Here is a 25,293-nt window from a genome sequence, read left to right on the forward strand (position 1 = left end):
ACGCCCGCCGGACGCCCGCCCGCCTGCCGTCGCCGTCGCCATCGCTGCCGTCGTCGCCGTCGTTGTGTGTTCAGCCGGCGCAGGGTGCCAGGCGCCACACCCCGGGCCGGACCTCCGACCAGCCCGGGGGCCGGTGGCCGGTGCCGTGCACCCGGTCGAGCCAGCGGCGGGCGTAGGACTCCAGGCGCGCATCGCGCAGTGCCGTCGCCAGGTTCAGGCAGTCGGCGAAGTGCGCCTCGGCCGCATCCGGCCCGGCGCTCTGCAGTGCCAGCAGGCCCAGCACCCGGTGCGCCTCGTAGCGGCCCCTCGGGTCGTCGGCGACCGCGTCGAGCGCGGGCGAGAGCAGGGCTGCCGCCTCCTCCAGTCCGCCCGCGTCCAGTTGCAGGTCGGCCAGGCCGACCAGGGCCCGGCCGCGTTCGGCGGCCGCCGGCGCGGCGTCGGCGGTCAGCAGCGCCCGCTCGTAGAACTCGCCGGCCGCCGTGAAGTGCCGCCGCTGCCAGGCCAGGTCGCCCAGCGACCGCAGCAGCCGGGCTTCGGCGGCGAGGTCCTCCTGGTGCCGCGCCGCGTCCAGCGCCAGGGTGTGACAGGTCTCCCAGGCCTCCCAGGCCGCCCGGGCCTCCAGGAAACCGGTCATGGCATCCGCGAGGTCGGCCGTCTGCGCCCACAGGCCGGCCGCATGACACCGGCGTACGACGTCCACCAGCCCCTCCTGCCGCCGGCTGAACCACTCCAGCGGATGCGTCCCGCGCCGGGCGGCGGGGCCGTCGGCCGCGCGGAGCTGCGCGGTGAACTCGGCCGCCAGCCTGGCGGTGGCCGCCCGCGCCTGGGCGGCCGGGCTCTCGGCGGCCAGGCACTCCAGGGCCAGCAGCCGCCACAGCGGGTGCAGCCGGTGGTGCGTGCCGTGGTGGGGGCCGCCCGCCACCCGGCGCAGCAGCCGCGCCTGGACCAGTGCGCTCAGCAGGTCCCCGGTCTTGGCCACGTCCTCGCCGAGGACCGCGGCCGCCGTTGCGGGCCCGAAGGGCCCCGCGGGCAGGAGTCCCAGCAGGCGGAAGGCGTGCCGCAGCACCGGCTCGGTCTCCTCGTAGGAGGAGCGCAGCCGGTCGTGGAAGCCGGGGGCCGCGGCGCTCAGTTCCGCCAGCCGCCGCTGCTCGCCGCGCAGCCGGGCGGCCAGCATGTCCAGGCCCCAGTGCGGGCGTGAGGCCAGCCGCGCCGCCGCCGCCCGCAGGGCCAGCGGCAGTCCCTCGCACAGCGCGGCGATCTCCCGTACCGACGCCTCGTTGCAGGCTTGCGGTATCAGACGGCCCGCCGCCGCGGTGAACAGCCGCCGGGCCTCGTCCTGGGGCAGGACGTCCAGCTCCAGCACCCGGTCGGTCAGCCCGTCCGGCACGCGCCGGCAGGTGATCAGCGCGGTGCTGCCCGGGGTGTCCGGCAGCAGCGACCGCACCAGCGCCGGGGACGCGGCCCCGTCCAGGATCAGCAGCATCCGCCGGCCCTCGGTCAGCCGGTGCAGGATGCGGCGCAGCCCGGCCCGATCGGACGGCAGCGGCCCCTGCACCCCGAACCGGCGCAGCAGACGCGTCAGTGAGCCGGCCGCCTCCGCCTGCGCCTGCTGCCCGGCGCCCAGTTCGAGGAAGACCCGGCCGTCGGGGAAGAGGTCGGCCAGCTCGTGGCCGGCGGCGACGGCGAGCGCGGTCTTGCCGGTGCCGGCCGCTCCGGCGATCGCCGCACAGCCGCCGGCCGGGACGTCGCGCAGCAGGGAGTCGAGCCGGTCCAGTTCCTCGGCGCGGCCGATGAACACCGGGTCGCGTGCGGGCAGCCGGTCCAGGGCCTGGCCGGGCAACTGGACCTGCGCCGCACCCGCCGCCTCCTCCGGCACCCTGCCGCCCGCCTCCTCCGGCACCCTGCCGCCCGCCTCCTCCGGCGCTCTCCCGTCCGCCGCCTCCTCCGGCACCCTGCCGCCCGCCGCCGCCTCCGGCGCCCTCCCGTCCGCCTCCTCCTGCTGTGCCCTGCCGCCCGCCGCCGTCTGCTGTGCCCTGCCGCCCGGTGCGGTCTTCTGCGGTGTCGTGCCCGCTGTGGTCTCCTGCGGTGTCCGGCGGGCGGGCGCCGGGTGCAGCAGTTCCGGATCGCCGGCCAGGATCCGCTGGTGGAGCCGCTGGAGCTGCTGCCCCGGTTCGATGGCCAGTTCCGCCATGAGGGCCCGGCGCAGCTGTGCGAAGACCTGTAACGCGTCCGCCTGCCGGCCCGCGCAGTACAGGGCCGTCATCAGCAGCATGTGGAACTCCTCCCGCATCGGCATCTCGGCCACGACGGACTGGAGTTCACCGACCAGGCTCTGGTGGTGGCCGAGCTGGAGCTCGGCGCGGATGCGCTGTTCCAGGGCGGCGGCCCGCACCTCGGCCAGCCGCACCGCGGTCCGCGCGAGCAGCGCGCCGTGCGGGGTGTCGCAGGCCAGCGGCGCACGCCACAGCCTGAGCGCGCGGCGCTGCAGATCCGCCGCGGCGGCGTGGTCGCCGCGCAGCAGCGCCGCCCGGCCCATCTGGTGCAGTTCCTCGAACACCGTCAGGTCGAGCTGCGCCGGGTCCAGGTACAGCGCGTATCCGGGCGGGCGCGTGACCAGCGCGTCCCGGCCGTACTCGGGGTCGGCGGCCTGCAGCAGCTTGCGCAGCTGCGAGACGTAGACCTGAAGGGTGGTCCGCGCGGTGCGCGGAGGGTTCTCCCCCCACAGCTCGTCGACGAGGCCGTCCACCGAGACGATCTCGTTGGCCCGCACCAGCAGGGTGGCGAGCACCGCGCGGATCTTGGCCGCCCGGGGCGTGACCGGTTCGGCCGCCGCGGACGAGGTGACTTCCAACGGACCCAGAATCCGAAAACGCATGCCCCCACCTTCTTCTCGGTCGCGCCGGCCGGCGGGCGACAAGGACACGGCCGGTGCCCCCGGGCCCCGTACCCCAGGCCCCGCCCCTCCCGCAGCCCCGGTCTCCCGGTCTCCCGGCCTTCCGGTCTCCCGGCCTTCCGGTCTCCCGGTTCGCCTGCAGACAACGGGATTCGGCCAGAGCGCCGCTCGCCGGTACCCGGGGCCCCGCCCGGACAGCGGGTGGCCGGCACCCCGGGGGATGCCGCCCCGCCCGCTGTCCGGGCGGGGCGTACACGTCCGGCGCCAGATTCGTGCTGTCGTCACTGTAGGCGGCCGCCACTCCCCAGAATCGGACAGGCGTACCCCTGATTTCTGCGGCGCGGGAGCGCATCGCAAGCGGCGCTTTAGCCCGCGATCTCACGATGGGCGCGCTTCGGCGGCAGAAGGGGCCTCCTGTGCCCCGCCTCGAATGCGCCACGAGGGGGCTGACGTTGACCGCTGCTTTCACCACCTTCACCGAACTGATCCGGGAGCGGGCCGCCGACCTCGGCGCCGCCGACGCCCAGGTGTTCCTGCGTCACGCCGGCGGCGCCGAACATCTCAGCTACGCCGCTCTCGACCGCCGCGCCCGCGCACTGGCGGTGCGCCTGCGCGCCTACGGCGTCCAGGGCCAGCCCGTGCTGCTGCTCTACCCGCCCGGCCCCGGCTTCCTCGTCGCGTTCGTGGGATGCCTGTACGCCGGTGCCATCGCCGTACCCGCCCCGCTGCCCGCCGGCGGGGGCGAGCGGCTGCAGCGGGTGTCGGGCATCCTCAAGGACACCCGCAGCCGGCTGGTGCTGACCGATACCGAGCACGCGGCGGACACCTCGCTGTGGCTGGCCGTGTCCGGCCGCGGAGAAACGGTTTGCCTCGCCACCGACCTCGACGACCGCGACGGCCTCGGCGGCCTCGATGGCCTCGGCGGCCTCGATGGCCTCGCGGCCGACGCGGATGCCTGGCGGGCCCCCCGGACGGGCCCCGACGACCTCGCCTTCCTGCAGTACACCTCCGGTTCGACCAGCAGGCCGCGCGGTGTGATGGTCACCCACCGCAACCTGCTGGCCAACCAGGAGGCGCTGCAGCGCCTGCTGGGCACCACCGCCGCCGACCGCTTCAGCAGCTGGCTGCCGCACTACCACGACATGGGCCTCATCGCCCATGTGCTGCACCCCCTGTGGCTGGGCACCGTATCCGTCCAGCTGCCGCCGGTCTCCTTCATCAAACGGCCCGTCAGCTGGCTGCGCTCGATCGGTGAGTGGGGCCTGAGTGTGGGCGGCGGCCCCAACTTCGCCTACGACCTGTGCACCCGCCGTGTCAGCGACGAGGCGCTGGCCGGGCTCGACCTGTCCAGCTGGCGCCTGGCCCTGTGCGGCGCCGAACCGGTACGGGCCAAGACCCTGGACGCCTTCGCCCGCCGCTTCGCCCCGGCCGGCCTGCGCGCCGGCAGCCTCTACCCCGGCTACGGGCTCGCCGAGGCCACCCTGGTGGTCTCCGGCGGCCGGCCGGGCGCCTTCGCCCGCCGCCTGGCGGTGGACGCGGCCGCCCTGGAACACGACGAACTGCGCGCCCCGGCCCCGGGCCGACCCGCCCGTACCCTGGTCGGCGCCGGGCGGGTGCACGACTTCGACCTGCGCATCGTCGACCCGCTGGCGGGCCGGGAGGTGCCCCCCGGACATATCGGGGAGGTCTGGCTGCGCGGCGACAGCGTCGCCCAGGGCTACTGGCGCCAGCCGCTGGAGACCGCCCGCACCTTCAACGCCGCGCTCGGCGAGAGCGGCGGCTTCCTGCGCACCGGCGACCTGGGCGCCGTCGACGACGGCGAGCTGTACATCACCGGGCGCCTGAAGGAGGTCATCATCCTCAACGGGCGCAACCTCTACCCCCAGGACGTGGAGTGGGCGATCCGCGAGATCGGCCCCGCCTTCGGCGCCGGCCACGGCGCGGTGTTCACCGTCGGCGCCGAGCGCGAGCAGCTCGTCGTGATCCACGAGGTACGGGCCCCGCGCGCGGGCACCGAACGCCTGCGCGCCCTGGCCCGCAGTGTCCAGGCCCTGGTCGGACGGAGCTTCGACGTGCCCGCCGGCAATGTGATCCTCGTGCGCCCCGGCACCCTGCGCCGCACCACCAGCGGCAAGATCCAGCGGACCCTGATGCGCACGCTGTTCCTGCAAGGAGAGCTCTCCCCGCTCTACGAAGTCCTCGACCCGGCCGTCCAGGCCCTGCTCCCGCGGCCCGCGGCGCCCGGCGGCACGCCGGCCGGCTCGGCGGCCGGCGGCGGGGCGGGCGGCACGGTGGCGGGCGGCTCGTGGTGAGCTCCGCGCCGCCGTCGGCGCTGCTGACCCAGCCGCCGCCCGGCCTGCCCGCCGGCGAGGCCCCGGCCCGGGTGGCACGGCTGGAGGGGATGCTGGGCGACCCGGCCTTTGGGGCCAACCCGGTCGGCTACCGGGCGCTGCTGCACGCCGACCGGCGTGCCGTGCTGCTCGCCGAGGCCGAGGGGCTGCTCGACGACTTCGGCATGAACCGCGAGTTCGTGCCGAAGGAACTGGGCGGGCGGTTCGACTCCGCCGAGACCCTGCTGCGGGTGATGCGCCCGGTCTTCCGCCGGGATGTCGCCCTGGGGGCCGGCTACGGCATGACCACCTTCATGGCCGCCTCCGACGTGTGGATGCAAGGCAGCGCCGGCCAGCGGTCCTGGCTGGCGGGGTTGCTGCTGGCGGGTTCCAAGGCGGCCATCGCCCAGCACGAGACCGCCCACACCAACGACTTCGTGCGCAGCCAGGTGCGGGCGCAGGTACGCGCCGACGGCCTGGCCGTCACCGGCGGCAAACCGGTCATCAACAACCTGCACCGCGCCGACGCCCTGGTGCTGTTCTGCCGCACCGAACCGCAGCCGGGCACCACCGGCTGCCACTCGGTGCTCCTGCTCGACCCGCACACCCTGCCCGCCGGCCGCTACCGGGTCACCCGCCGGCCCGCCGCTCTGGGCCTGCGCGGCTGCTACTTCGCCGGAGTGGACCTCGACAGCTGTCTCGTCCCCCGCGACACCCTGCTGGGGCCGCTGGGCAGCGGCGTGCCGACCGCGCTGCGCTCCTTCCAGGTCAGCCGCACCCTCATGGCCTCCCTGGTGTCCGCCGCGGTGGACACCGGTCTGCGCACCGCCGTCCTGGTGGACCGCACCCAGGGACCCGGCCGCTCGGGGCTGGACCCCGCCGACCCGCAGCACACCGCGGGCACCCTCGCCTCAGCCTTCGTCAACCTGCTGCTCTACGACTGCCTGGCCGTGGTCGCCACCCGGGCGCTGCACCTGCTGCCCGCCGAGACCAGCATCTACTCCGCGGCGGTCAAGCTGCTGCTGCCCCGCGTCCTGAGCGAGACCATGTACGGCCTGGCGACCGTGCTCGGCTCGCAGATCTACACCCGCGAGGGCACCGTCGGCATCTTCCAGAAACACATCCGGGACGTGCCGGTGGTCAGCCTCGGCCACGCGGGCACCGTCGCCTGCCAGGCCACGATCATCCCGCAGCTGCGGGCCCTGGCCGAGGAGTCCTGGTTCAGCGGCGCCGAGGCGCCCGCCGCGCTGTTCCGCCCGGGCGCCGAGCTGCCGCCGTTCGACTACAACCCGCTGTCCCTGGCCTGCGGACGCGACAGCGTCAGCGCCACCCTGCTGGCCACCGCCGCGTCCCTGCCCGGCGCCGGCCCGATCGAGCGCACGCTGCGCGAGCTGGCCGGGCAGATGACCGTCGAGCTGCACGAACTGCGCAGCCGGGTGCTCGCCCTGCCGCCCCTGGATGCCGCCCGTCCGGTGGGCCCCTCCTGGTTCGCCCTGACCGACCGCTACGTGCTGGTGCTCGCCGCCGCCTGCGTCCTGGGCGTGTGGCGTCACAACCAGGGCGGCCCCGACCCCTTCCTGGCCGACCCCGCCTGGGCCGCCGCCGCCCTGCACCGCATCGCCCAGCGGCTGGGGATCCCCGCCGCCGACCTGCCCGCCGAGGCCACCGCACGCGTCCACCAGGAAGTCCTGGCCCGCTACGGGGACCGGCGCAGCTTCGACCTGTACAACACACCGCTTCCGGGCTGAGCACGGGCCCCCAGCATCAGAACAAGGAGCCTTCAGGGATGACTCCCTCCCCGCCGTGGCACACCGAGGCCCCGCTGTACCAGTGGCTGACCACGCACCTCGCGGTCTACCTGGACCGGCTGCCCGAGAGCATCGACCCGACGGTGCCACTGGCCGAGTACGGCATGGACTCGGTGTGCGCGCTGAGCCTGTGCGGCGACATCGAGGACGACTTCGCCATCGCCGTCGAGCCGCTGCTCGTCTGGGACCACCCCACGGTCGCCCTGCTGGCGGCCCATCTGACGGCGCGCGGCGCGGACGCCGACGGGGGGCTGCTGTGAACGCGGTGGCGGTGGTCGGCCTGGACTGCGTCTTCCCCGCGGCCCACGGCATCGAGGCCTACTGGGAACTGCTGATGCGCGGGGGCGACGCGATCGGCCCGCTGCCCGCCGGCCGCGGCGGCGAGGGCTTCGACGACACCGTCCGGGGCGGCTTCGTGGCGGACGCCGACGTCTTCGACAACGACTTCTTCACCATCGCGCCCCGCGAGGCGGCCGCCATGGACCCGCAGCAGCGGCTCCTGCTGCAGTGCGCCTGGCGGGCCCTGGAGGACTCGGGCCGTTCCCCCCGCGCACTGGCCGGCAGCGACACCGGTGTCTTCGTCGGCGTGATGGGCAGCGAATGGGCCCAGCTGCACATGGGCGACCTGGCGCGCATCACCCCGCAGCTCGGCGCCGGCAGCAGCACGGGCATGACGGCCAACCGGATCTCCTACCACCTCGACCTCAAGGGCCCCAGCCTCGCGGTGGACACCGCCTGCTCCTCCTCGCTGGTCGCCGTGCACCTCGCCGTCAACGCGCTGCTGTCCGGCGAGTGCTCCACCGCGCTGGCCGCCGGCGTCAACCTCGTGCTCACCCCCGCGCTCGGCATGGTCTACCAGCAGATGGGCCTCAAGGCCCCCGACGGCCGGTGCAAGCCGTTCAGCGCGGACGCCGACGGCATCGGCCGCAGCGACGGCGCCGGCGTGGTGGTGCTGCGCCGCCTTCAGGACGCGCTCGCCGACGGCCAGCGCGTCTACGCCGTCATCCGCGGCACCGCCGTCAACCAGGACGGCCGCAGCAACGGCGTCACCGCGCCCAGCCGCTGGTCCCAGCAGGCCGTGGTGGCCGCCGCCCACCGCAGGGCCGGCGTCGGCGCGGACCAGGTCCGCTTCCTCGAGGCGCACGGCACCGGCACCGCGCTCGGCGACATCATCGAGTGCGCGGCCCTCGGCGAGGTGTACGCGGGGCCCCGCGACACCCCGTGCGCGCTCGGCTCGGTCAAGGGCAACATCGGCCACACCGAGGGGGCCGCGGGCATCGCCGGCCTGATCAAGACGGCACTGGCCCTGCACCACCGCATCGTGCCCGCCAGCCCCTTCGCCGCCCGCGAGAACCCCCGCCTGCGCCTCGCCGAGCGGGGCCTGGCCCTGCTCAAGGCCCCCCTGCGGCTGCCGCCCGGCGAGGTGCTGGCCGGCGTCAGCAGCTTCGGCATGGGCGGCACCAACGCCCACGCCGTCCTGGCCTCCGCCCCCCGCCCGCCGCACGCCGCGACCCGCGCTGCGCACGCCGCCGGGGTGTTCACGCTCTCCGCCGACACCCCCGAGGCACTGCGCCGCAATCTCGCCGCCCAGGCCGAGGCACTGGCCCGCCGCCCGCGCGGGGACGCGGCCCCGGTGTGCTGGACCAGCAACCAGACCAAGACCGGCCTGCCCTACCGGGCCGCCTTCACCGCCCGCGACACCGCCCAACTCGCCGACGCCCTGCGCACCGCCGCCGACGACGAGCAGACACGCGCCCGCGTCAGCGACCGCGCCCTGCGCCCCGCGGCCGTCGCCTTCCTCTACCCGGGACAGGGCTGCCAGCAGCCGGGCATGACGGCCGCCCTCTACCGCGAGTCCGCCGCCTACCGGCGCCACCTGGACGACGCCGACGACGCCCTGCGCCCCCACACCGGCGCTTCGGTACGCGACCTGATCCTTACCGAGGACCCCGCCGTCAACCGCGCCCGGTGGGCGACACCCGCCCTGTTCGCCGTCGCCCACGCCCTCACCCAGACCCTGGCCGACCTGGGCGTGGTACCCGACGCCGTCCTGGGCCACGGCACCGGCGAGTACGCCGCCGCCGTCGCCGCGGGCGTGCTCTCCCTGCCCGACGCCGCCCGCCTGACCGCCGCCCACGCCGCCGCGGCCGAGCAGCTGCCGGGCGGCGCCCTGCTCGCCGTACGCGGCGGCGAGGAAGAGATCGCCGACGTGCTCGCCGCCCACCCCGGGCTGCTCCTGGCCGCCGTGGACGGCCCGCACGACACCGTCGTCTCGGGCACCGCGGACGTACTGGAACACGCCGCGAAGCAACTGGCCGCCCGCGGCCTGCACACCCGCCGGCTCCCCGGCCCGCACCCCTGCCCGGCCCCCGCCGCCCCCGCCGCCGCGGCCGGCCCGGTGACGGCCGGGCCGGCCCGGATCGCCTGGGCCTCGGCCCGCCTGGGCCGGATGCTCGGCGAGGAGATCGTGGACGCCGCGTACTGGGCGCAGCCGGCCAAGGCGCCGGTGCGGTTCGCCGACGCACTGTCCGCCCTGGTCGCCGAGACCGCCCCGACCTGCCTGGTCGAGCTCGGCCCCACCGGGCACCTGCTGCGCCTGGCCCAGCGGGCCGGCCTGCCGGCCGGCATCCGGCTGCTGCACCCGGCCCCCGGCCCGGCCGCCACCGCCACCGACCTGGCCGAAGCGGTCGCCGGGCTCTACCTCAGCGGCGTCGAGCCGCGCTGGGAGGCCCTCTACGAGCCGGCCCACCGCCGCACCGAACGCCTCGCCCCCTACGTCTTCTCCCGCGCACGCCGCTTCCCGCAGACCGCCCCCGCCCATACCCCCGCCCATACCCCCGCCCATACCCCCGCCCAGGCCTCCGGCCAGATCCCCGCCCAGGCCCCCGGCCCGGCAGCCGGGCCGGCCGTACCGGACGCGGCCGGGCCGAGCGACGCCCCCGCCGCCCGCCCGCACCCCTCCCACGGGCCCGGCGAGACGGCGGCCGGCCGGCACGATGCCGCGCTGTGCGCGGTCATCGACGCGGTCGTGGAAGTCGGTGCCTACCCGCGCGAACAGGTCGACGCCGCGGCCCGGATCTACGAGGACCTCGGCTTCGACTCGGTGATGATCATGCAGCTGAAGGACCGGATCGAACAGCGGCTGCCGCAGGCCGCGGGCATCACCATGCAGCAACTGCTGCCCGCACTGCGCTCCGTGGGCACACTCGCCGTTCTCGTACGCGAGCTGACCGGCACGGGGGTCACCGTATGACCGCCGGCCCCGTCCTCCTGCACCTCGCCGGCACGGGCAGCGCACTGCCCGCCGACCCCGTCGACAACGCGGCCCTGAGCGGCATCTTCGGGATCAGCGAGGACTGGATCGACCTCTTCGTGGGCACCCGCACCCGCCACTTCGGCTGGGACCCGGCCACGGGTAAGGAAACCCACACCCTCGCCGACCTGTGCGCCGAGGCGGCCGGCCGGGCGCTGGCCGCCGCCGGACTGGCCGCCGCGGACCTGGACTTCCTGGTGCTGTCCACCGCGACGCCCGACGCTCTGCTGCCCACCACCGCCAACCAGACCGCGGACCGCCTCGGTCTCAACCACCTGCCCACCTACCAGCTCCAGGCCGGCTGCTCGGGCGCCGTCCAGGCCCTGGACGTGGCCCGCGCCCTGCTGGCCGGCGGCCACCGCGCCGGCCTCGTCGTCGCCGGCGACGTCACCGCCCGCTTCCTCCAGGCCGGCCGGGACGCCTCCGCGCTGGCCACCCAGGAACTGGTCAACTACGTCCTGTTCGGCGACGCAGCCGCCGCCGCGGTGGTCACCGCCGACCCGCACGGCGAGGCCGTCGCGGTACGCGGCCTGCTGCACCGCTTCGCGGGCCTTGGACGAGCGCCGGGACAGATCGTCGACTGGCACGGAGCCGCCGACCCCGACCCGAACCGCCAGATGCTCTTCGAGGACTACAAGACCATCGAGGAACAGGTCCCCGTCCTGGCCGGCGAGATCGTGTGGGAACTGCTGTCCACGGCCGGCTGGAGTGCGCAGCAGGTCGGCTTCGTCCTGCCGCCCCAGCTCTCGGGCCACATGACCGACCGGATCGTCGCCGGGCTCGGCCTGCCGCCCGGCTGCCGCGAGGTGTCCTGCGTGCGCGACACCGGCAACACCGGCAACGCCCTGCCGCTGCTCCAGCTCGACCGCCTCCTGGCCCAGCTGGAGCCGGGGCAGCGCGCCCTGTCCGTCGTCGTCGAGTCCAGCAAATGGATCAAGGCGGGCCTCGCGCTGGAGAGGCCCGCCCGCCCCGTACCGGCAGGGCGCGGCCGATGACCACCGCCCTGGACGAACTGCGCACCCTGCACCACGCCGGCCGGCTGGCCGCCGCCTACCCCGAGGTGGCCGTGCTGCTGGCCCGCCTCACCGACGCCGCCGACCGCTCCGAGGAGCAGATCGCCGACGAACTGGCACGCTGCGGAAGCCTGCTGGCACGGCTCGACCCCCAGGACGTCCTCGCCCACCACCCGCACACCCCCGCCGTCACCGTGGCCGTCACCGGACACTCCGCCACCGCGGCGCTGACCGACCCGCTTCTCGCCGAACTCGCCCGGCACGGCCTGCTGGCCCGCCCGGTCACCGGCGACCACGGGGCCTACCTGCGCGACCTCACCGACCCAGGCAGCGAACTGCGCCGGGCCCGCCCGGAGCTGACCCTGTGCGTCCTTGGGGCCGACGCGGTCTTAGAACAGCTTCCGCTGCCGTGGACGGTCGCCGACGCCGAACAGGCCTGCGCCCGGCTCCTTGAGCGCCTGGAAACCGTCGCCGCCGCCCACACCGCGCACGCAACAGGGGTCCTGGTCCTCAACACGCTGCCGCTGCCCCGCCGCCTCACCCACCAGATCATCGACCAGCAGCAGCGCGCGCTGCTCGGCGCGGTGTGGCGGGAGTTCAACGCCCGCCTGCTGCGGCTGCCCGCCGCCCACCCCGCCCTGGCCGTCGTCGACCTCGACCCGCTCATCGCGTCCACGGGAGCGGCCACCGACGAACGGCTGGCCCTCTACACCCGCAGCGCCTTCAGCGCCGCCGTCTTCGCCGCGCTGGCCCGCGAAGCCGTGCACGTGCTGCGCGCCCGCCGCGGCATGACCAGGAAATGCCTCGTCCTCGACCTCGACCACACCCTGTGGGACGGGGTTTTGGGGGAGGACGGAGCTGACGGCATCGACTGCGGGCCCACCCTGCGCGGCGAGCCGTACGCCGCCCTCCAGCGGGTGGTCAAACAGCTCGCCGCCCAGGGCGTGCTCCTCGCCGTCAGCAGCAAGAACGACCCCGGCCCGGTCAACGACGTGCTGCAGAGCCACCCCGACATGACCCTGCGCGCCCAGGACTTCGTCAGCGTGCGGGCCGGCTGGGACCCCAAGGACACCGCCCTGGCCGCCATCGCCGGCGAACTGGGCATCGCCACCGACGCCCTGGTGTTCGCCGACGACAGCCCGGCCGAACGCGCCCTGGTCCGCCACCGCCTGCCCGGCGCCGCCGTCATCCCGCTGGGCACCGAGCCCGCCTGGCACGTCACCCGGCTGCTGGCCGACGGCTGGTTCGACACCCCGCACGTCACCGACGACGACCGGGGCCGCACCGGCCAGTACCGGGCCGCCGCCGAACGCGCCCGGCTGCGCGGGAGCGCCGGCTCCCACGAGGAGTACCTGCGCGAACTGGGCACCGTCGTGCGCATCTCCCCGCCCCGGCCCCACGAACTGCCCCGCATGGCCCAGCTCTCCCTGCGCACCAACCAGTTCAACCTCACCGGCGAACGCATCGCAGCGGAGCGGATCTCGCCACCGGGCGCCGGAGCCGGCCTGCGCCCGCTGGCGGTGCGCGTGAGCGACGCCTACGGCGACAGCGGCCTGGTCGGCGCGCTCTTCGTACGGGAGACACCCGACGGCCTCCACATCGACAACATGCTGCTCAGCTGCCGGGTCCTGGCCCGCGGCATCGAGCACGGCTGCCTGAGCGCCGTACTGTCCCACGCCCGCGGCCGCGGCCTGCCCGCGGTCCGCGCCCGCTACCGCGCCACCCGCGCCAACACCCGCTCCCGCGGCTTCTACCCCTCGCTCGGCTTCGTGGCCGAGAGGACGGACGACGGCGCACAGACGCTCTTTCGCCACGACCTCGCCGCCATCCCCGCAGCGCCCTCCCACCTGACCGTTCAGGCCGACTTCGAAGGAGACACCGATGAGCCCTGAGCGCACCGCCGGCCTCGCCGGCTTCCTCGACGCGGTGCGCGACGGGCTCGGCCTGGACCTCACCGAGGAACAGGCCGCCGCCGACTTCGACCTGCTGCCCGACTGGGACTCGGTACACCTGCTGCGCCTGGTGATGCTCCTGGAACGCGAGACGGGCCGCAGCATCCCGGTCAGCCGCGTGCTGCAGGCCCGCAGCCTGCACGCCATCCACCAACTGGTCACGACCGACGGGAGGGACACCCGATGAACGCGGCAGGCGGGGACCTGATCGGCGTGAGCGCGCAGGACACCGACTGGTCGCAGGTCCGCGAGGACCTGCGGCGCTACGGCACGGCAGTGGTCCACGGCCGGCTCGCCGACTGGCGCCCGCAGGCCGCGGACGGCCCCGCACTGCGGGCGGTGCTGGGCCGTGACTGGTCGCGCTACCGCGACATCGCCCACCCCGAGATCCGGGGACGGTACGCGGCCTCGCGCCGGCTGCTCAAACACGCGGCCGCGGCCGCGCTGCGGGCCGAGGCGATCGACCTGGAACTGGCCTACGGACCGACCGGACGCCCCTACCTGCGCGGCTGCGACCAGATCGACATCAGCCTCAGCCACACCGACGACCTGCTGCTGGTCGGCCTGACCAGCCGCGGCCTGATCGGAGTGGACGCCGAACGCGCGGACCGCAGCATCTACGCCCGGGGCCTGGCCCGGCACATCTGCACCCCGCACGAGCAGCGGATGCTCGCCGGGCTGCCGGAAAGGGAGCGCAATCCGAGCCTGGTGCGGCTGTGGACGCTCAAGGAGGCCTACAGCAAGGCGATCGGCCAGGGCATCCAGTTCCGTTTCAGCGAGTTCGGCTTCGGCCCGGACAGCCGGCCCACCCAGGTCAACCGGCCGGACGGCACCGCGGGAACGGGCGAGGAGTGGACCCTGCGCACCCTCACCCTGGACAGCGGCCCCACCGCGTTCGTCGTCAGCATCGCGGTGTACGACGCCGGCATGGGCCGCACCCTGGACACGGAGATCACCACGATGCTCGACGCCGAGGCCGCGCTCGCCATCCAGGAGGCGCTGGACGCCGAGCGGCGGGAGTGGTCACAGATCCTCGACGACTGACACCACCGCCTCCGTCACCGCCCGCCCGGCCTGGGTCAGGGTCAGGGCCAGCGCCACCAGCGGCCGGCCCAGGCCGTCCTGGCGGGCCGGCTGCGCCACAGCGGCACACCGCAGCGGCAGGTCGGGCTCGGCATGGCCGCGGAAGTGCGTGTGCAGCGCGATGAGCGCGCAGTGCCGCGGGTCCAGGCCGTGCAGCCGGTGGGCGCTCAGCAGCGCCGTCTGGCGCAGCACTTCGAGCAGCAGCGCGGACGCCGGGGCCCCGTCCGGCCGGGCCAGCCCGGCCGGCCAGGTGCACGGCGGGCGTACCGCCGCGGACAGCCGGTGTCCCTCGACGCTCACCGGGGAGTGCAGCAGGACGTTGGCGGCGCTGGCCCGCCCCACCTCCGCGGGGCCGGGGCCCGGCGCCCCGCCCGCGCCCTTTGCGCCGTCGGCGTGCCCGGCGTGCCGGCCCGCCACGGCGAGCACGGCGTGCCGGGAGTACTCGCGGTGGCTGCGGTGCGCCATCGGGGCGACGAAGAGCAGGTTCGCCGACCCGGTGCCCGCCGCGACGCCGTCGATCTCCAGCCGCGTGTCGAACTCCAGCGCCCGCGGGATCCCGGAGATCACCTTGTCCGGCCTGACCTGCATGGTCACCGTCAGCGTGCCCGCCCCGCCCGGGTGGCGGCGCCAGGCGCCCACGTCGCTGCTCTCCAGGCCGAACCGGTAGAAGACCGCGACCCGGTCGGCCGGGACGCCGAAGTGGGCCTGCCCGATCCCCCCGCTGACCTGGCTGACCATCGCCATGGCCGCCTGCGGGTCGTGGAAGCGGTCGTGGCCGTCGTTGAACAGCGGGTGGGCGGTGGGCAGTTCACCGGTGAGAACGAATTCCTGCCCCCGGTCGTCGGGGCCGGGCGGCGGCTGCGGGCCGAAGTACCGCGGCCGGTGCACCAGATGGCGGCTGCCGTGTCCGTGCCCCGCTCGCGCGGGCCGGGAAATCTCCAACGGCCAACCCTCCTCGGCTGTGTTCCGGTTCCGTGCGACCGGACCGAACCAGACTGCCGCGCACCGCGCCCGGCCGGCCACGCCCGCCGGATGGCAGGTTGTGGCCTGGCAGACACTGCCCAGCGGGCCTACTCCAGGTCCCCCAGCCCCGTCAGCGCGATCTGCACACCGGCCTGGAAACGGCTGGTGGCATCCACACTCAGCATGATCTGGGAGATGTACCGGCGGCAGGTGCGCACCGACATGCCCAGCCGGCGGGCCACGAGTTCGTCCTTGTAGCCCTGCGCCATCAGCTTGATGATCGACCGTTTCAGGTCGTCGGTGATCTCGCTGCTGTCCTCGGTCCCGGGCACGAACTGGGTGGCCCCGGCCCACAGATGCTCATAGACCCGGCAGATGAAGGCCACCAGCGTCGGCTCGCGCACCACCACCGCCCCCGGCTCCCGGCCGTCCACGTGCTGCTCGGGAAGGAAGGCCACCTCCCGGTCGTAGATGACGATCCGGTCGATCAGTTCGTCGGTGGTGCGCACCTCCGCTCCGTGCGCGGTCACCGCCTGCACGTAGGAGGTGGTGGCGAGGTCGCTGCGCGCGGTGTGCTGGTAGAGGTGACGGATCCGCACCCCGCGCTCCAGCCGCTGAAGGGCCCTGGGCCGGGCGTTGGCCAGCAGGCTGGAGGGGCGGGCACCGCCGGGCTGGGCGGTGAGCATCTCGGTGCGGCAGCGCTCGCCCTGCTCGTCCAGCACGGCCTGCAGCGCGTTGATGTCGCTGATCACGTCGAAGGCCTCGGTCTGGTTGCGCTGCTGACGGCTCTCGAAGTACGTCGCGCGCAGCGCGCCCATCTGGTCACGGATCTCGGAGACCTCCCGCTGCAGGTCCCGTATGCGGCTCTCGGCCGGCCCCACGAGATCGGCCACCGCCGTGTCGGGGCTCACCGGCACCAGCAGCTCCGGCTCGCCGGGCATCGGACGCAGCAGGCTCAGCGCCGACAGACGCTGCTCGACTTGTGCCGCCTTTTCGAGGGAGACACCGAGGGCGGTCGCCATCTCCTCGCGGACAAAGCGGCCCAGCAGTACTGCATTGCGGTACGCCCTCGCCTCGGCCTCATCCAGCGTGGCTAATGCGCCAGCCGGGAGAGCGCTTTCGGTCATTGCAGGCCCACACTCCAGTGTGACGGAACTTCTTGTCAGGCAACTTTACGACACCAGGAATGGGTTGGGCGGAAAACCTCGGTGCGGAAGTCTTGCTCATGCACCGCACGCCAACTGTCAAACGTGGGGGTAGACATGAGTAAGGCTGTGTTGCGAATCATGACAGCTGGACTTCTGACGGCAGTCGGAGTCATCTGCTCGCTCGGGGCAGGCATTACCGCCCCCGCCATTGCCCACGGCCTGGTCGCGGTGTCCCCGGCGTCCGGGCCGGTGCATTCCGGGGCGGCGGCCGTCCCGGACGACGACCAATGGGGCTGACGAACCGGCGCGGACACCGACGGGCGGACCGGATGAACCCGGTCCGCCCGTCGGCGTTTGCGCCGGGCGCGCCCCGCTCCCGCCCGCGGGGCCCGGCGGCGGCCGGCGAGCGGGAGCGGGGCGCCGTGCGGGGCCGGGCAGGCGCGCGGCTGCCGCACGGGTTCCCGCCCCGGGGCCCGCAGGCGTGCTGCACCCCGCCGTGGAACACCGGCGCCGGCACGCCCCCCGCACGTCGCCGGCCGGCACGGGGCGGGCACATCCTCCGGCCGGCCGAGCGCCGCCGGTGGCTTCGGCGGCCCACGGCCGCCCCGCCCCGCCCCGCCCCGCCCCGTCCCGTCCCGTCCCGTCCTGCTCCCGGGAGTCCCCGGGAGCAGGACAACGGCAGCACCGCCTGCCGGACGGCCCGTCCGGCTGCCGTCCCCACCTGGTACGACAGCCACCCGGCGGCCTCGCGCAGGCCGGCCGGCACACCTGCCGCCGCAGCCGCAGCCGTTCTGCGGGCCGCAGCGGCCCCGCCACCGGTTTTGCGGACCTGCCGCGGCCGGACCTGGTGAGCGGGCGGCGGCCGCAGGCCTTCTCCCGGTCCGGCGCGGCCCCCCGCGCCCCGCAGCGCGTGATCACCGCCCCCCGCGTCCAGGTCCGCGGGCACCGGCCGGCCGCCTGCGCGGCACCGGCCGCTCCCGCCGCACGCCCCCGCACACGGCCCGCGGCGCTCCGGGCTGTGCGGGGGTGTGCGGGGGTGTGCGGGGGGCGTGCGGGGCCGGCCCGGCCGTGGCCGCCGCACCGGCACACGCCGCCCCCCCGGCAGTGTCACCGCACCGGCAGGACCGGTGCGGTGACACTGCACCGGCCACGGCCTGGCCCGGCAGCCATGCGCCCGGCGCACGGCGCAGGGCCCCGGGCACCGCCCGGTCCGGCCGGCCCGCCCGGTGCGAGGGCCGTCCCGGCACGGCCCACGCGGGTGCACGGGCGCCTCGGACACGGCCCGGCGGCCTTCCCCCGCCCGGGCCGCGCCGCTCCCAGGTGAACGGCAGAAGAACGGCGCCGCGGCTCGTTCAGGAATTCCTCCCGGCCACCGGATCGGCAGAGAGGAGAAAAACGACCTGCGCCCGGGACCGCGCCCCCAGTTTTTTGAAGATACGCCCCATATAGGTTTCGACGGTTTTGATGCTGATGTCCATCCGGGCCGCAATCTGCTGATTCGTGAGACCCGGACCGATAAGCATCGCGATTTCCCGCTCGCGCGCACTCAGCGGGACACAGCGGTCACTTTCCGAATTCTTTTGTGCGGCCCGCTCGACGGATTCAAGGAAATCCTGCGCGGCGGCTGCCGAATCGTATGCCGTGAGACGGTCGAATTCCGCGGCCGCGAAACGCGCGTGAGCGGACGCGGCGGCCGGGTCACCGGATTCCAGACACGCCCCGGCCAGCCCCCGTGCGAGCGGCCCCAGCAAATGCCCCTGCCCGTGGTGCAGGGCGAGGTCGAAACCGCGCTGGAAAAACCGCCGGGCCCGCCGCCCGTCACCGCCCGCCGAGGCCTCGCCCAGCCAGCGCCACGCCTCCACCACCGGCGCCGCCCCCTCCCGGCCGAGCCCGGACAGCAAAGGCCCGGCCTCCCCGGCCACCTCCCGGGCCGTGCCGGCGGCCCCCTGCGCGGCATGGGCGGCGGCCAGCAGAGCCAGGGCGTGGCCGTGCGCGGCCACGTCGCTCGGCGGCACGCAGCGCACCGCACGGCGGGCGGCGGTGAGCGCGGCGCCCCGCGCCGGCCGCCCCGACTCCAGCAGCAGCGCGGCCAGTTCGGCCTGCGCCGCCGGGATGGCGGCACGGCCCTCGGCGGGCACCGCCCGCAGCACGCGCCTGGCCTGCGCCCGGGCCCCCAGCAGCCGCAGCGCCCGGGCCCGCCACACCGCGGCCTCGGCCCACACCGCGGCCTGCGCCAAGGCCTGGTCCGTCTCCTGCCGCGGCCACAGCCGCGCGTACTCGGCCAGCGCCTCGGCGGGCCGTCCGGACAGCACCAGCGCCTGGCACAGCAGCAGACGCACACCGGGCGGGGCGCCGGGACACTCCGCCGCCCGGCGCGCCGCCCGCGCCGCGCGGGCCGGCTGCGCGAACACCGTGGCACGCGCCTGCGCCTCCAGGAACTCCGCCTCCCGGGCCGTCGGCGGCGCCGCCGACTCCAGCAGCGCGGTGAGCACCGCCGTGGCGGTGCCCGTGTGCGCCGCCGCGTCCGGCGCCCGCTTTCGCGCCGCACGCAGCGCGGCCGCCCCCGCCGTCTGGTACACCAGGGCCCGCACCGCCGGGCGGCAGAAACGGAACCATCCCGCCCTGGGGCCGGGCTGGACGATGCCCTCGCTGTGCAGTTCGTCCACCGCGCGCAGGGCCTCCTCCACGGACAGCAGGGCCGTGCCCGCCACCTCCTCCGGGGTGAAGGGATCACCGGCCGCCGCGGCCGCGGCCACCGCGCGCCGGGCGAGCGGGGACAGCACGCCCAGATCCAGCGCCTGCGCGGTGGGCGGCAGCGGAGAGGGGCCGCAGGCCAGTTCAAGGCTGCTGTGGGGCACACCCCCGGCGTCGGGCGCCGCACCGTCGGACAGCGCCCGCAGCAGCCCCGGCACCCCCGCCCCGTCCCGCAGGATCAGCTCCCGGTGCAACGGGCCGAGCCCGGCGGGCAGCAGCGCCGCGGCCGCCTCCCGCGGCAGCGGCCGCAGCGCGAGGTGACGGACGGCGCCGTCCGCGTGCGCGAGCGAGGCCAGCCTGCGGGCGGCCGGCCCGCCGCCGCGGTGGACGAGCACCGTGAGCACGGGCGCGTCCGGCGGGCGGCGCAGCAGGTGTTCGGTGAACTCGGCCACCTCCGCTCCCGCGCGGTGCGCGTCGTCCAGCACGAGCAGGAGCCCGCGCCGGCCGGCCAGTTGTTCCAGCACCGCCCGCACCGCCCGTGCGACCGCGTGGACGTCGATGTCCCCCAGGCCGGCGGGGGGCATGCCGCCCAGCGCCGGGAAGACCTGGGCCAGCACGCGCAGGCGGACGGCCCCCAGCCTGCCCAGAACGGCGGGGTCCGCCGCGGCGAGCCGGTCGTCGAGTGCGTCCACCAGCGCGTGGAAGGGCCGCCCGCCGCCGCCCCGGGCCGCCCGGCCGCAGGCCACGGTCCACCCCTGGTGCGCCGCCGCCCGGGCCAGCCGGAGCGCCAGACGGGTCTTGCCGACCCACGGTTCACCGGTCAGCCGCACGCATCCGGCCGACGTACGGGCACGTTCCAACTCCTCCATCAGTACAGCCAGTTCGTATGCGTGTGCGCCCTGCCAGGCGGTGTGTCCAGGCTGTCCGGCGTGCCCGTGCGGCACCAGTCCTCCTTCGTCGCTGCGGCTGACGGGCAGGCTGGCGCATCGCCCGGCGCGTTCCAAGCACATGCCGCTGGCCGGTGTGTGCATGGCAGGAAGTGCAGGTGGGGGTGGGTGGGATGAGCAGGTGTCGGGGAATTCCCTGACAGGTGGCGAAGTATCCGAATGCACAAAGCGGCGGCAAGGCGAGAACGAAGTGGTCAAAAATTGCCAGACACGGTCCGGTATTTCCACTTCCTATCGAGGAGATCCCGACCCGGTCTCAAGCACGCTCGGCTCTTCCGCCGGCACGGGCCACCCGGCTTTCGGACAAGGCCCGTTGAGGTCCGCGAGACGGTTCGCGACAAGACGGCGGGACAGCCCCCGACAGGGAAATCACCGGCCGGCGTCCGGCCCGCGGCACCGATGACCGGACATGCTCTCGCCCGATTCGCCGGGCACCGGGAGAAGCGGCGGTGGCCCGTGGCCCGCGTGTGCACGTATTCGGCTTGGCTTTGCCAGTGGATCCGCTGTGACCGGCGTCTTCACCACCCTGCCCGGACTGCTCCCCCCGGGCGTCTCGCGACACCTTCGCGACACCTTCGGCGACCCTTCACCGGTGCCTTCACCGATGCCCGGGGCGGAGCGCCGGTACGGTGTGCCGGCGGAGCCGGGCAATGGCGAACGCGTGTGCCTTTGTTCGCTGGTTGGGGTGGCCGCGACCGAAGGGGGGCGGGTGTGCGGGTGTCGTCCGCGGCCCGTGCGGGGCTGCCGGCGGAGTGGGACCGGTGCCGGTGGGTCTGGAAGGAGTGCGTGGCCCGCTCCAGGAAGGCCCACGCCGACGGGGAGAAGTGCGGCCCCGCCCTGCCGGACAGGATGCTGACCCGGGCCCGCGCGGTGGTGCCGTGGCCGGCCGAGGGCTCCTCGGTGCCGCAGCAGCAGCTCATCGGGGACTTCGGCACGTCCCGCGCGAAGGCCCTGAAGGACACCGGGCAGCGGCTGGCGGTGCACCGCCGGGCCGGGATGCCGAAGCACAAGAAGAAACGCGAGGCGCTGCCCACGCCGAACTGCACCCGGCGCGGTTTCCGGCTGAAGGACGGGCGCCTGCACCTGGCGGGCGGGATCGTCCTGGCCGTGGTGTGGTCCCGCGAACTGCCCGCCGGGCCCTCCTCGGCGGGTGTGCACCGGGACAGCACCGGGCACTGGTACGCCTCGTTCGTCGTCCCCGTCCTGACCGGGCCGTTGCTGCGGACCGGTCGGGCCTGGTGCATCCCGCGCACACCATCATGGACTGCGGATCGTGCGGAGCGAGAACCAGGCACGCACTGCCGCTGTCGCAACGCACCTGCACCTGCACCTGTACCTGCACCCTGTGCAAAGCGGTGTCCCCCAGGGACAAGAACTCCGCGCGTGTGATGCTCCTCCGGGCTGCTCCGGCCCCGGCTGGTGCCGAGGGCGTAAGACCTCCTGGAGCGCCGCTCCAGGAGGCGGCCTGAGCCAGGAATCCCCTCCCAGGGAGGGGATTCGTCAACGCGGGAAGATCTTCTTGAAGGTGCCCGAGCGGTACAGCGAGACCTGTGTGATGAGCTGGAGGAAGATCCACGTGGCCGCGTACAGCGCTCCGTCGAGTGCGGGCACGGTGTCGACCGGCAGGGTGTAGGCCATGACCAGGCGCAGCAGCGCGTCCGCGATGAGCCCCACGCCCCACACGACGGTCAGGATGCGCCAGATCCGGCGGAACGCAAAGTCCTGCTCCCACAGGTTGTCCAGCGCGTCGGCCCGGCCCGGGAGGAGCGCCTTGAGGGCCTGGTAGGTGAACGGCCTGGCCGTGAAGAGGGTGACCAGCAGCCACACGCCGGCGAGGGCGGTGAACAGGCTGTTGCGTGCGAGTACGACGCGCGGGCTCGCGGTCAGCAGCGAGGCGACGGCGCTGACGACGAGCAGTACGACGGTGAAGACGCCGATGGCATCGAGCTTGCGGTGGCGGGCGGCCGAGTACAGCGAGTGCAGGGCGGGTGCGGATCCGCTGACCAGCAGCGAGGTGATCTCGCCGGAGCCGGCGGCGCGCAGCACGTAGTAGAGGCCGACCGGCAGGACGATGTCGCAGGCCACGGTGATGACGAGGCCCCATGACGGGCGCGGGGCCTTCGGCGGTGCGGGGGCCTCGTCCCCGCCCCCGGCTGTCGGGGGCACCGGGGCGCCGGAAGCGGCAGCGGAGGCGGCAGCAGAAGCGGAGGGGGAGGCGGGGGAGGTGGGGGGAGTCATGAGGACACTCCTAGCGTGCGGCCGGTGTCCGTGCCGGCCGGTGGACCCGGGTCGGTGCGCTGGTCTGCGTGCGGGGGCCGAAGGTGTCCGCCCGGGCCCGCGTACCCCGTGGGGGTCCGGTGCGGCGCCGGCCGGGCGGGGCCGCGGACGGGTGCCGGCCGCCCCGGCGGCGGAGCCGGGAGGGGGGAAAGCCGCCCGCGCGCCGGCCCTGTTGGAGCAGCTCGGCGAGGCGGTTTCAAGAACGGCACGCTCCTTTCGGTGTCTTCCCTTTTCCTGCCGGATGCGGGGGCGGTGTCTTCGGACCGTCACGCCGCAGGGACGTCATCGGCCGGGAGAAGAGGGAACGTGCCGGTGCTGTTCTGTTCTGCTGTCTTGGCGGTCATCGTCGACGGGTACGCGCACGGCCAGTTTGTCAATCATGTCGACCAGGTCCATGGCCGCCACCGCGGAGCGGCGCTTTTCGGCCTCTTCGGCGCTGCTGCCCGCGCCGCCGCGCCGCACCGCGGCGGCGAACTCGGCGAGGCAGGTGCGCAGCTGGTCGGCGGGCGGCAGCGTGAACCGCTCCTCGTGGTCCTGTTCTTCCAGCACGAGCACGGGCTGGTGCGCGGGCGGCGGGGTGAAGGCGCGCGTCACCGACAGGCGTGCGGTGTCGCCCCACAGCGTGTACGCCGAGGCGTACGCGTGCTCGAAGCCGAACGTCACGTCCGCGAGGACACCGGACGGCGAGACCAGCAGCGCCTGGCCCGACAGGTCCAGCCCGTCCAGGGCGCGGGTGCGCAGCACGGCCCCGGCCACCCGCAGTCCCGTTCCCAGGAGCAGCTGGGCGGCGCGCAGCGGATACACCCCGACGTCCAGCAGTGCTCCGCCGCCCATGCCGGGCGTGTAGCGGATGTCGTCGGCGGGCAGCGGCGGAATGCAGAACGCGGCCTGCATCGTGCTGAGCCGGCCCAGCCGTCCCCGCTCCACCAGGTCCGCGGCGAAGGCGTGCTGCGGATGGTGCAGGAACATGAAGTTCTCCCGGAGCACCAGCCCCCGCTCCTGCGCCAGCGCCGCCAGCTCGCGCGCCTCGCGGGCGTTCACCCCGACCGGCTTCTCCACCAGTACGTGCTTGCCCGCCCGCAGGGCCCGCGCCGCCCAGGTGTGGTGCAGCGCGGTCGGCGTGGAGATGTACACCGCCTCCACGTCCTCGCGCTCCAGCAGCGATGCGAAGTCCGCCTGGGCCGCGCAGCCGAACTGCTGGGCGAAATGGGCCGTCTTGCTCGCCGAGCGGCCCGCGACGGCGACGAGCTCCACCTCCTCGGCGGCCACCGCCGTGGGCAGCACACGGCGCCGCGCGATGGACGACGTCCCCAGCGCGCCCAGCCGCAACGGCCGGCTCCCGGCGGCGCTCAAAGCGTCCTCAGTGCCGCGACCAGTGTCCTGGCCTGCACGTTCACGTGGTGGCTGTAGCACAGCAGTTCATCCAGCTGACGGGGTGTCACCCAGCGGAACTCGTCCGAGACGGCGGGAAAGTCACCGTCCGTCTCGATGATCATGTAGTGGCTCTGTGCGTGCCTGAACCGGCCGCCCTCCTCCGACAGCACCACGTCGTAGCGGGCCTCGCCGCGGCGTGCCAGCACTTCGGCGAGATAGGGCGGGTGGTCCGGCTCGGGCAGATGCGCGTAGTTCCGCGGCACGCACTGCACCGTCGGGCCCAGTTCCACCACGTCCAGGAAGCCCGGCTCGGCGCGTGAGCGCAGCAGGGCGTGCAGCTCCCCGTCGACCTGTTTCACGAACAGCGCCGCGATGCCCATGCCGTGCGGCTGAAGCAGCGGCTGCGACCAGGCGGGCACCTCACGCCGGTGCGAGGACACGTCCACCGCGACGATGTCGAAGTACAGGCCCCTGCGGTGCGTCACCGCCTCCGGCGTACGCAGCCAGCCCTCCGTCCTGGCCAGCGGCAGCGGGGTGGCACTGACCTCGTGCTCGGCCCGCCGCCGGGTGAGCCAGGCGCGGATCTCCCGGTCCGTGCGCGGCGCCCGCCCGGCGTCCCCGCCCGCCGCTTTGCCCGTCTCTCCGCTCGTCTGCGGGGTGCTGCAGCGCCACTCCGGCAGGCACGACAGGACCGTCCGGGCGTCCATGTTCACCAGGTTGTCGTGGCCCAGCAGCAGGTTGACCTGCCCCAGTGTCAGCCAGGCGAAGTCCTCGCCGGCCTCCGCCTGAGGGCCCACCTCCACGATCATGTTCCGGTTGCGTTTGTGCAGGAACCACGACCCCTGCTCCGACTGCAGGACGTCCGCCACGACCCGGCCCGGCTCGGGCCTGCGGAAGAAGTCCAGGTAGGGCACCGCCGAACCGCCGTGCACCCGCATGTAGTTGCTCTTCGTCGCCTGCACCGTCGGCGACAGCTGCACGCCGTTGACGTTGCCCGGCTCCGACTTCGCCTGCATCAGCAGGTGCGGCACGCCGTCGAAGTCCCGCAGCGCGATGCCGAGGATGCCGATCTCCGGCTGGTGGATGATCGGCTGCGCCCACGTCCGTACCGGCCCGAAGTCCGAGCGCACCGCCAGCCCGTGCACCGAGAAGAACCGCCCGCTGTCGTGGCGCAGGTCGCCGGTGCGGGCTTCGAAGCGCCAGCCGCGCAGCGCCGCGAACGGCACCCGCTCGACCTGCTGGCGCTGCTCGTGCCGGCGCTCGTCGAGCCAGGCGGAGAACTCCGCGTTGCTCATCACCCCGCCCTCGACCGCCGCCGCTGACGCCGCCAGCCGGGACACGATGCCAGAGCCCGCGTTGCGTGCCGGCAGCACCAGGCTTGTCGCGGTCATGGAATCCGCCTCTTCTCCTTCAGGAACACATCCACGAACACATCTGTCCACGATCACGAACGCATCTGTCCACGAACGCATCTGTCCATGAACACATCTGTCCAGGA

The 25,293-nt window shown here is 74.7% G+C and carries 16 protein-coding genes and 1 pseudogene; 10 read left to right on the top strand and 7 right to left on the bottom strand.

The annotated features are described in order from the left end of the window. Window positions 1-70: 70 nt before the first annotated feature. Window positions 71-2,875 carry a BTAD domain-containing putative transcriptional regulator gene (locus OG747_RS46455; RefSeq protein WP_405876796.1) on the bottom strand — a complete coding sequence of 935 codons (2,805 nt, stop codon included), beginning with the start codon at window positions 2,873-2,875 and terminating at the stop codon, window positions 71-73. A 470-nt stretch (window positions 2,876-3,345) separates the two neighbouring features. Between OG747_RS46455 and OG747_RS46460 the strand changes: the two genes are divergently transcribed. Genes OG747_RS46460 through OG747_RS46495 form a run of 8 tightly spaced genes read left to right on the top strand, consistent with a single transcriptional unit; the run spans window position 3,346 to window position 14,353 of the window. After that, entirely contained in the window at window positions 3,346-5,205 is a 1,860-nt protein-coding gene (locus OG747_RS46460; RefSeq protein ID WP_405876794.1) for a fatty acyl-AMP ligase, read from the top strand. Further along, window positions 5,199-6,971, top strand: coding sequence for an acyl-CoA dehydrogenase (locus tag OG747_RS46465; RefSeq protein ID WP_405876792.1), 1,773 nt, complete (start codon window positions 5,199-5,201; stop codon window positions 6,969-6,971). Before OG747_RS46460 ends, OG747_RS46465 begins: the two co-directional genes overlap by 7 nt. Before the next feature lie 38 nt (window positions 6,972-7,009). Further along, window positions 7,010-7,291, top strand: a complete 282-nt coding sequence (locus OG747_RS46470) for an acyl carrier protein (protein ID WP_405876790.1) — start codon at window positions 7,010-7,012, stop codon at window positions 7,289-7,291. Further along, the gene (locus OG747_RS46475; protein ID WP_405876788.1) at window positions 7,288-10,284 is read left to right on the top strand and encodes a type I polyketide synthase; all 2,997 of its coding nucleotides are present in this window, start codon (window positions 7,288-7,290) and stop codon (window positions 10,282-10,284) included. Before OG747_RS46470 ends, OG747_RS46475 begins: the two co-directional genes overlap by 4 nt. Continuing rightward, the gene (locus OG747_RS46480; RefSeq protein WP_405876786.1) at window positions 10,281-11,339 is read left to right on the top strand and encodes a 3-oxoacyl-[acyl-carrier-protein] synthase III C-terminal domain-containing protein; all 1,059 of its coding nucleotides are present in this window, start codon (window positions 10,281-10,283) and stop codon (window positions 11,337-11,339) included. Before OG747_RS46475 ends, OG747_RS46480 begins: the two co-directional genes overlap by 4 nt. After that, window positions 11,336-13,249, top strand: coding sequence for an HAD-IIIC family phosphatase (locus OG747_RS46485; protein ID WP_405876784.1), 1,914 nt, complete (start codon window positions 11,336-11,338; stop codon window positions 13,247-13,249). Before OG747_RS46480 ends, OG747_RS46485 begins: the two co-directional genes overlap by 4 nt. Continuing rightward, on the top strand, window positions 13,239-13,496 hold the full coding sequence (locus OG747_RS46490) for an acyl carrier protein (protein WP_405876782.1): 258 nt from the start codon (window positions 13,239-13,241) through the stop codon (window positions 13,494-13,496). Before OG747_RS46485 ends, OG747_RS46490 begins: the two co-directional genes overlap by 11 nt. Further along, a complete protein-coding gene (locus OG747_RS46495; protein WP_405876780.1) occupies window positions 13,493-14,353 on the top strand; it encodes a 4'-phosphopantetheinyl transferase family protein in 861 nt (286 codons plus the stop codon). The genes OG747_RS46490 and OG747_RS46495 overlap by 4 nt, the downstream gene beginning before the upstream one ends. Here the strand turns inward: OG747_RS46495 and OG747_RS46500 are convergent. Further along, window positions 14,333-15,334: an AfsA-related hotdog domain-containing protein gene (locus OG747_RS46500; protein ID WP_405876778.1), complete on the bottom strand. Its 1,002-nt coding sequence runs from the start codon at window positions 15,332-15,334 to the stop codon at window positions 14,333-14,335. The genes OG747_RS46495 and OG747_RS46500 overlap by 21 nt on opposite strands. A gap of 128 nt (window positions 15,335-15,462) precedes the next feature. Then, a complete protein-coding gene (locus tag OG747_RS46505; RefSeq protein WP_405876776.1) occupies window positions 15,463-16,482 on the bottom strand; it encodes a hypothetical protein in 1,020 nt (339 codons plus the stop codon). A 159-nt stretch (window positions 16,483-16,641) separates the two neighbouring features. Here OG747_RS46505 and OG747_RS46510 point away from each other — a divergent pair, with 159 nt between their 5' ends. Further along, on the top strand, window positions 16,642-16,800 hold the full coding sequence (locus tag OG747_RS46510; protein ID WP_405876774.1) for a hypothetical protein: 159 nt from the start codon (window positions 16,642-16,644) through the stop codon (window positions 16,798-16,800). Between the two features lie 1,055 nt (window positions 16,801-17,855). Here OG747_RS46510 and OG747_RS46515 read toward each other — a convergent pair. After that, window positions 17,856-20,141, bottom strand: coding sequence for a LuxR C-terminal-related transcriptional regulator (locus tag OG747_RS46515; protein ID WP_405876772.1), 2,286 nt, complete (start codon window positions 20,139-20,141; stop codon window positions 17,856-17,858). A 672-nt stretch (window positions 20,142-20,813) separates the two neighbouring features. Between OG747_RS46515 and OG747_RS46520 the strand changes: the two are divergent. Continuing rightward, a pseudogene (locus OG747_RS46520) lies at window positions 20,814-21,613 on the top strand (hypothetical protein). A 31-nt stretch (window positions 21,614-21,644) separates the two neighbouring features. Here OG747_RS46520 and OG747_RS46525 read toward each other — a convergent pair. The 3 genes from OG747_RS46525 to OG747_RS46535 all read right to left on the bottom strand — a co-directional run bounded on the left by OG747_RS46525 (window position 21,645) and on the right by OG747_RS46535 (window position 25,186). Beyond that, complete coding sequence (locus OG747_RS46525; RefSeq protein ID WP_405876770.1) at window positions 21,645-22,382, bottom strand: VC0807 family protein; 738 nt, start codon at window positions 22,380-22,382, stop codon at window positions 21,645-21,647. A 321-nt stretch (window positions 22,383-22,703) separates the two neighbouring features. Further along, the gene (locus tag OG747_RS46530; RefSeq protein WP_405876768.1) at window positions 22,704-23,774 is read right to left on the bottom strand and encodes a Gfo/Idh/MocA family protein; all 1,071 of its coding nucleotides are present in this window, start codon (window positions 23,772-23,774) and stop codon (window positions 22,704-22,706) included. Further along, complete coding sequence (locus tag OG747_RS46535) at window positions 23,771-25,186, bottom strand: NDP-hexose 2,3-dehydratase family protein (RefSeq protein WP_405876766.1); 1,416 nt, start codon at window positions 25,184-25,186, stop codon at window positions 23,771-23,773. Before OG747_RS46535 ends, OG747_RS46530 begins: the two co-directional genes overlap by 4 nt. Window positions 25,187-25,293: the final 107 nt, after the last annotated feature.

It is taken from the genome of Streptomyces sp. NBC_01384 (assembly GCF_045040035.1).
In the GTDB taxonomy this organism is placed as follows: Bacteria; Actinomycetota; Actinomycetes; order Streptomycetales; family Streptomycetaceae; genus Streptomyces.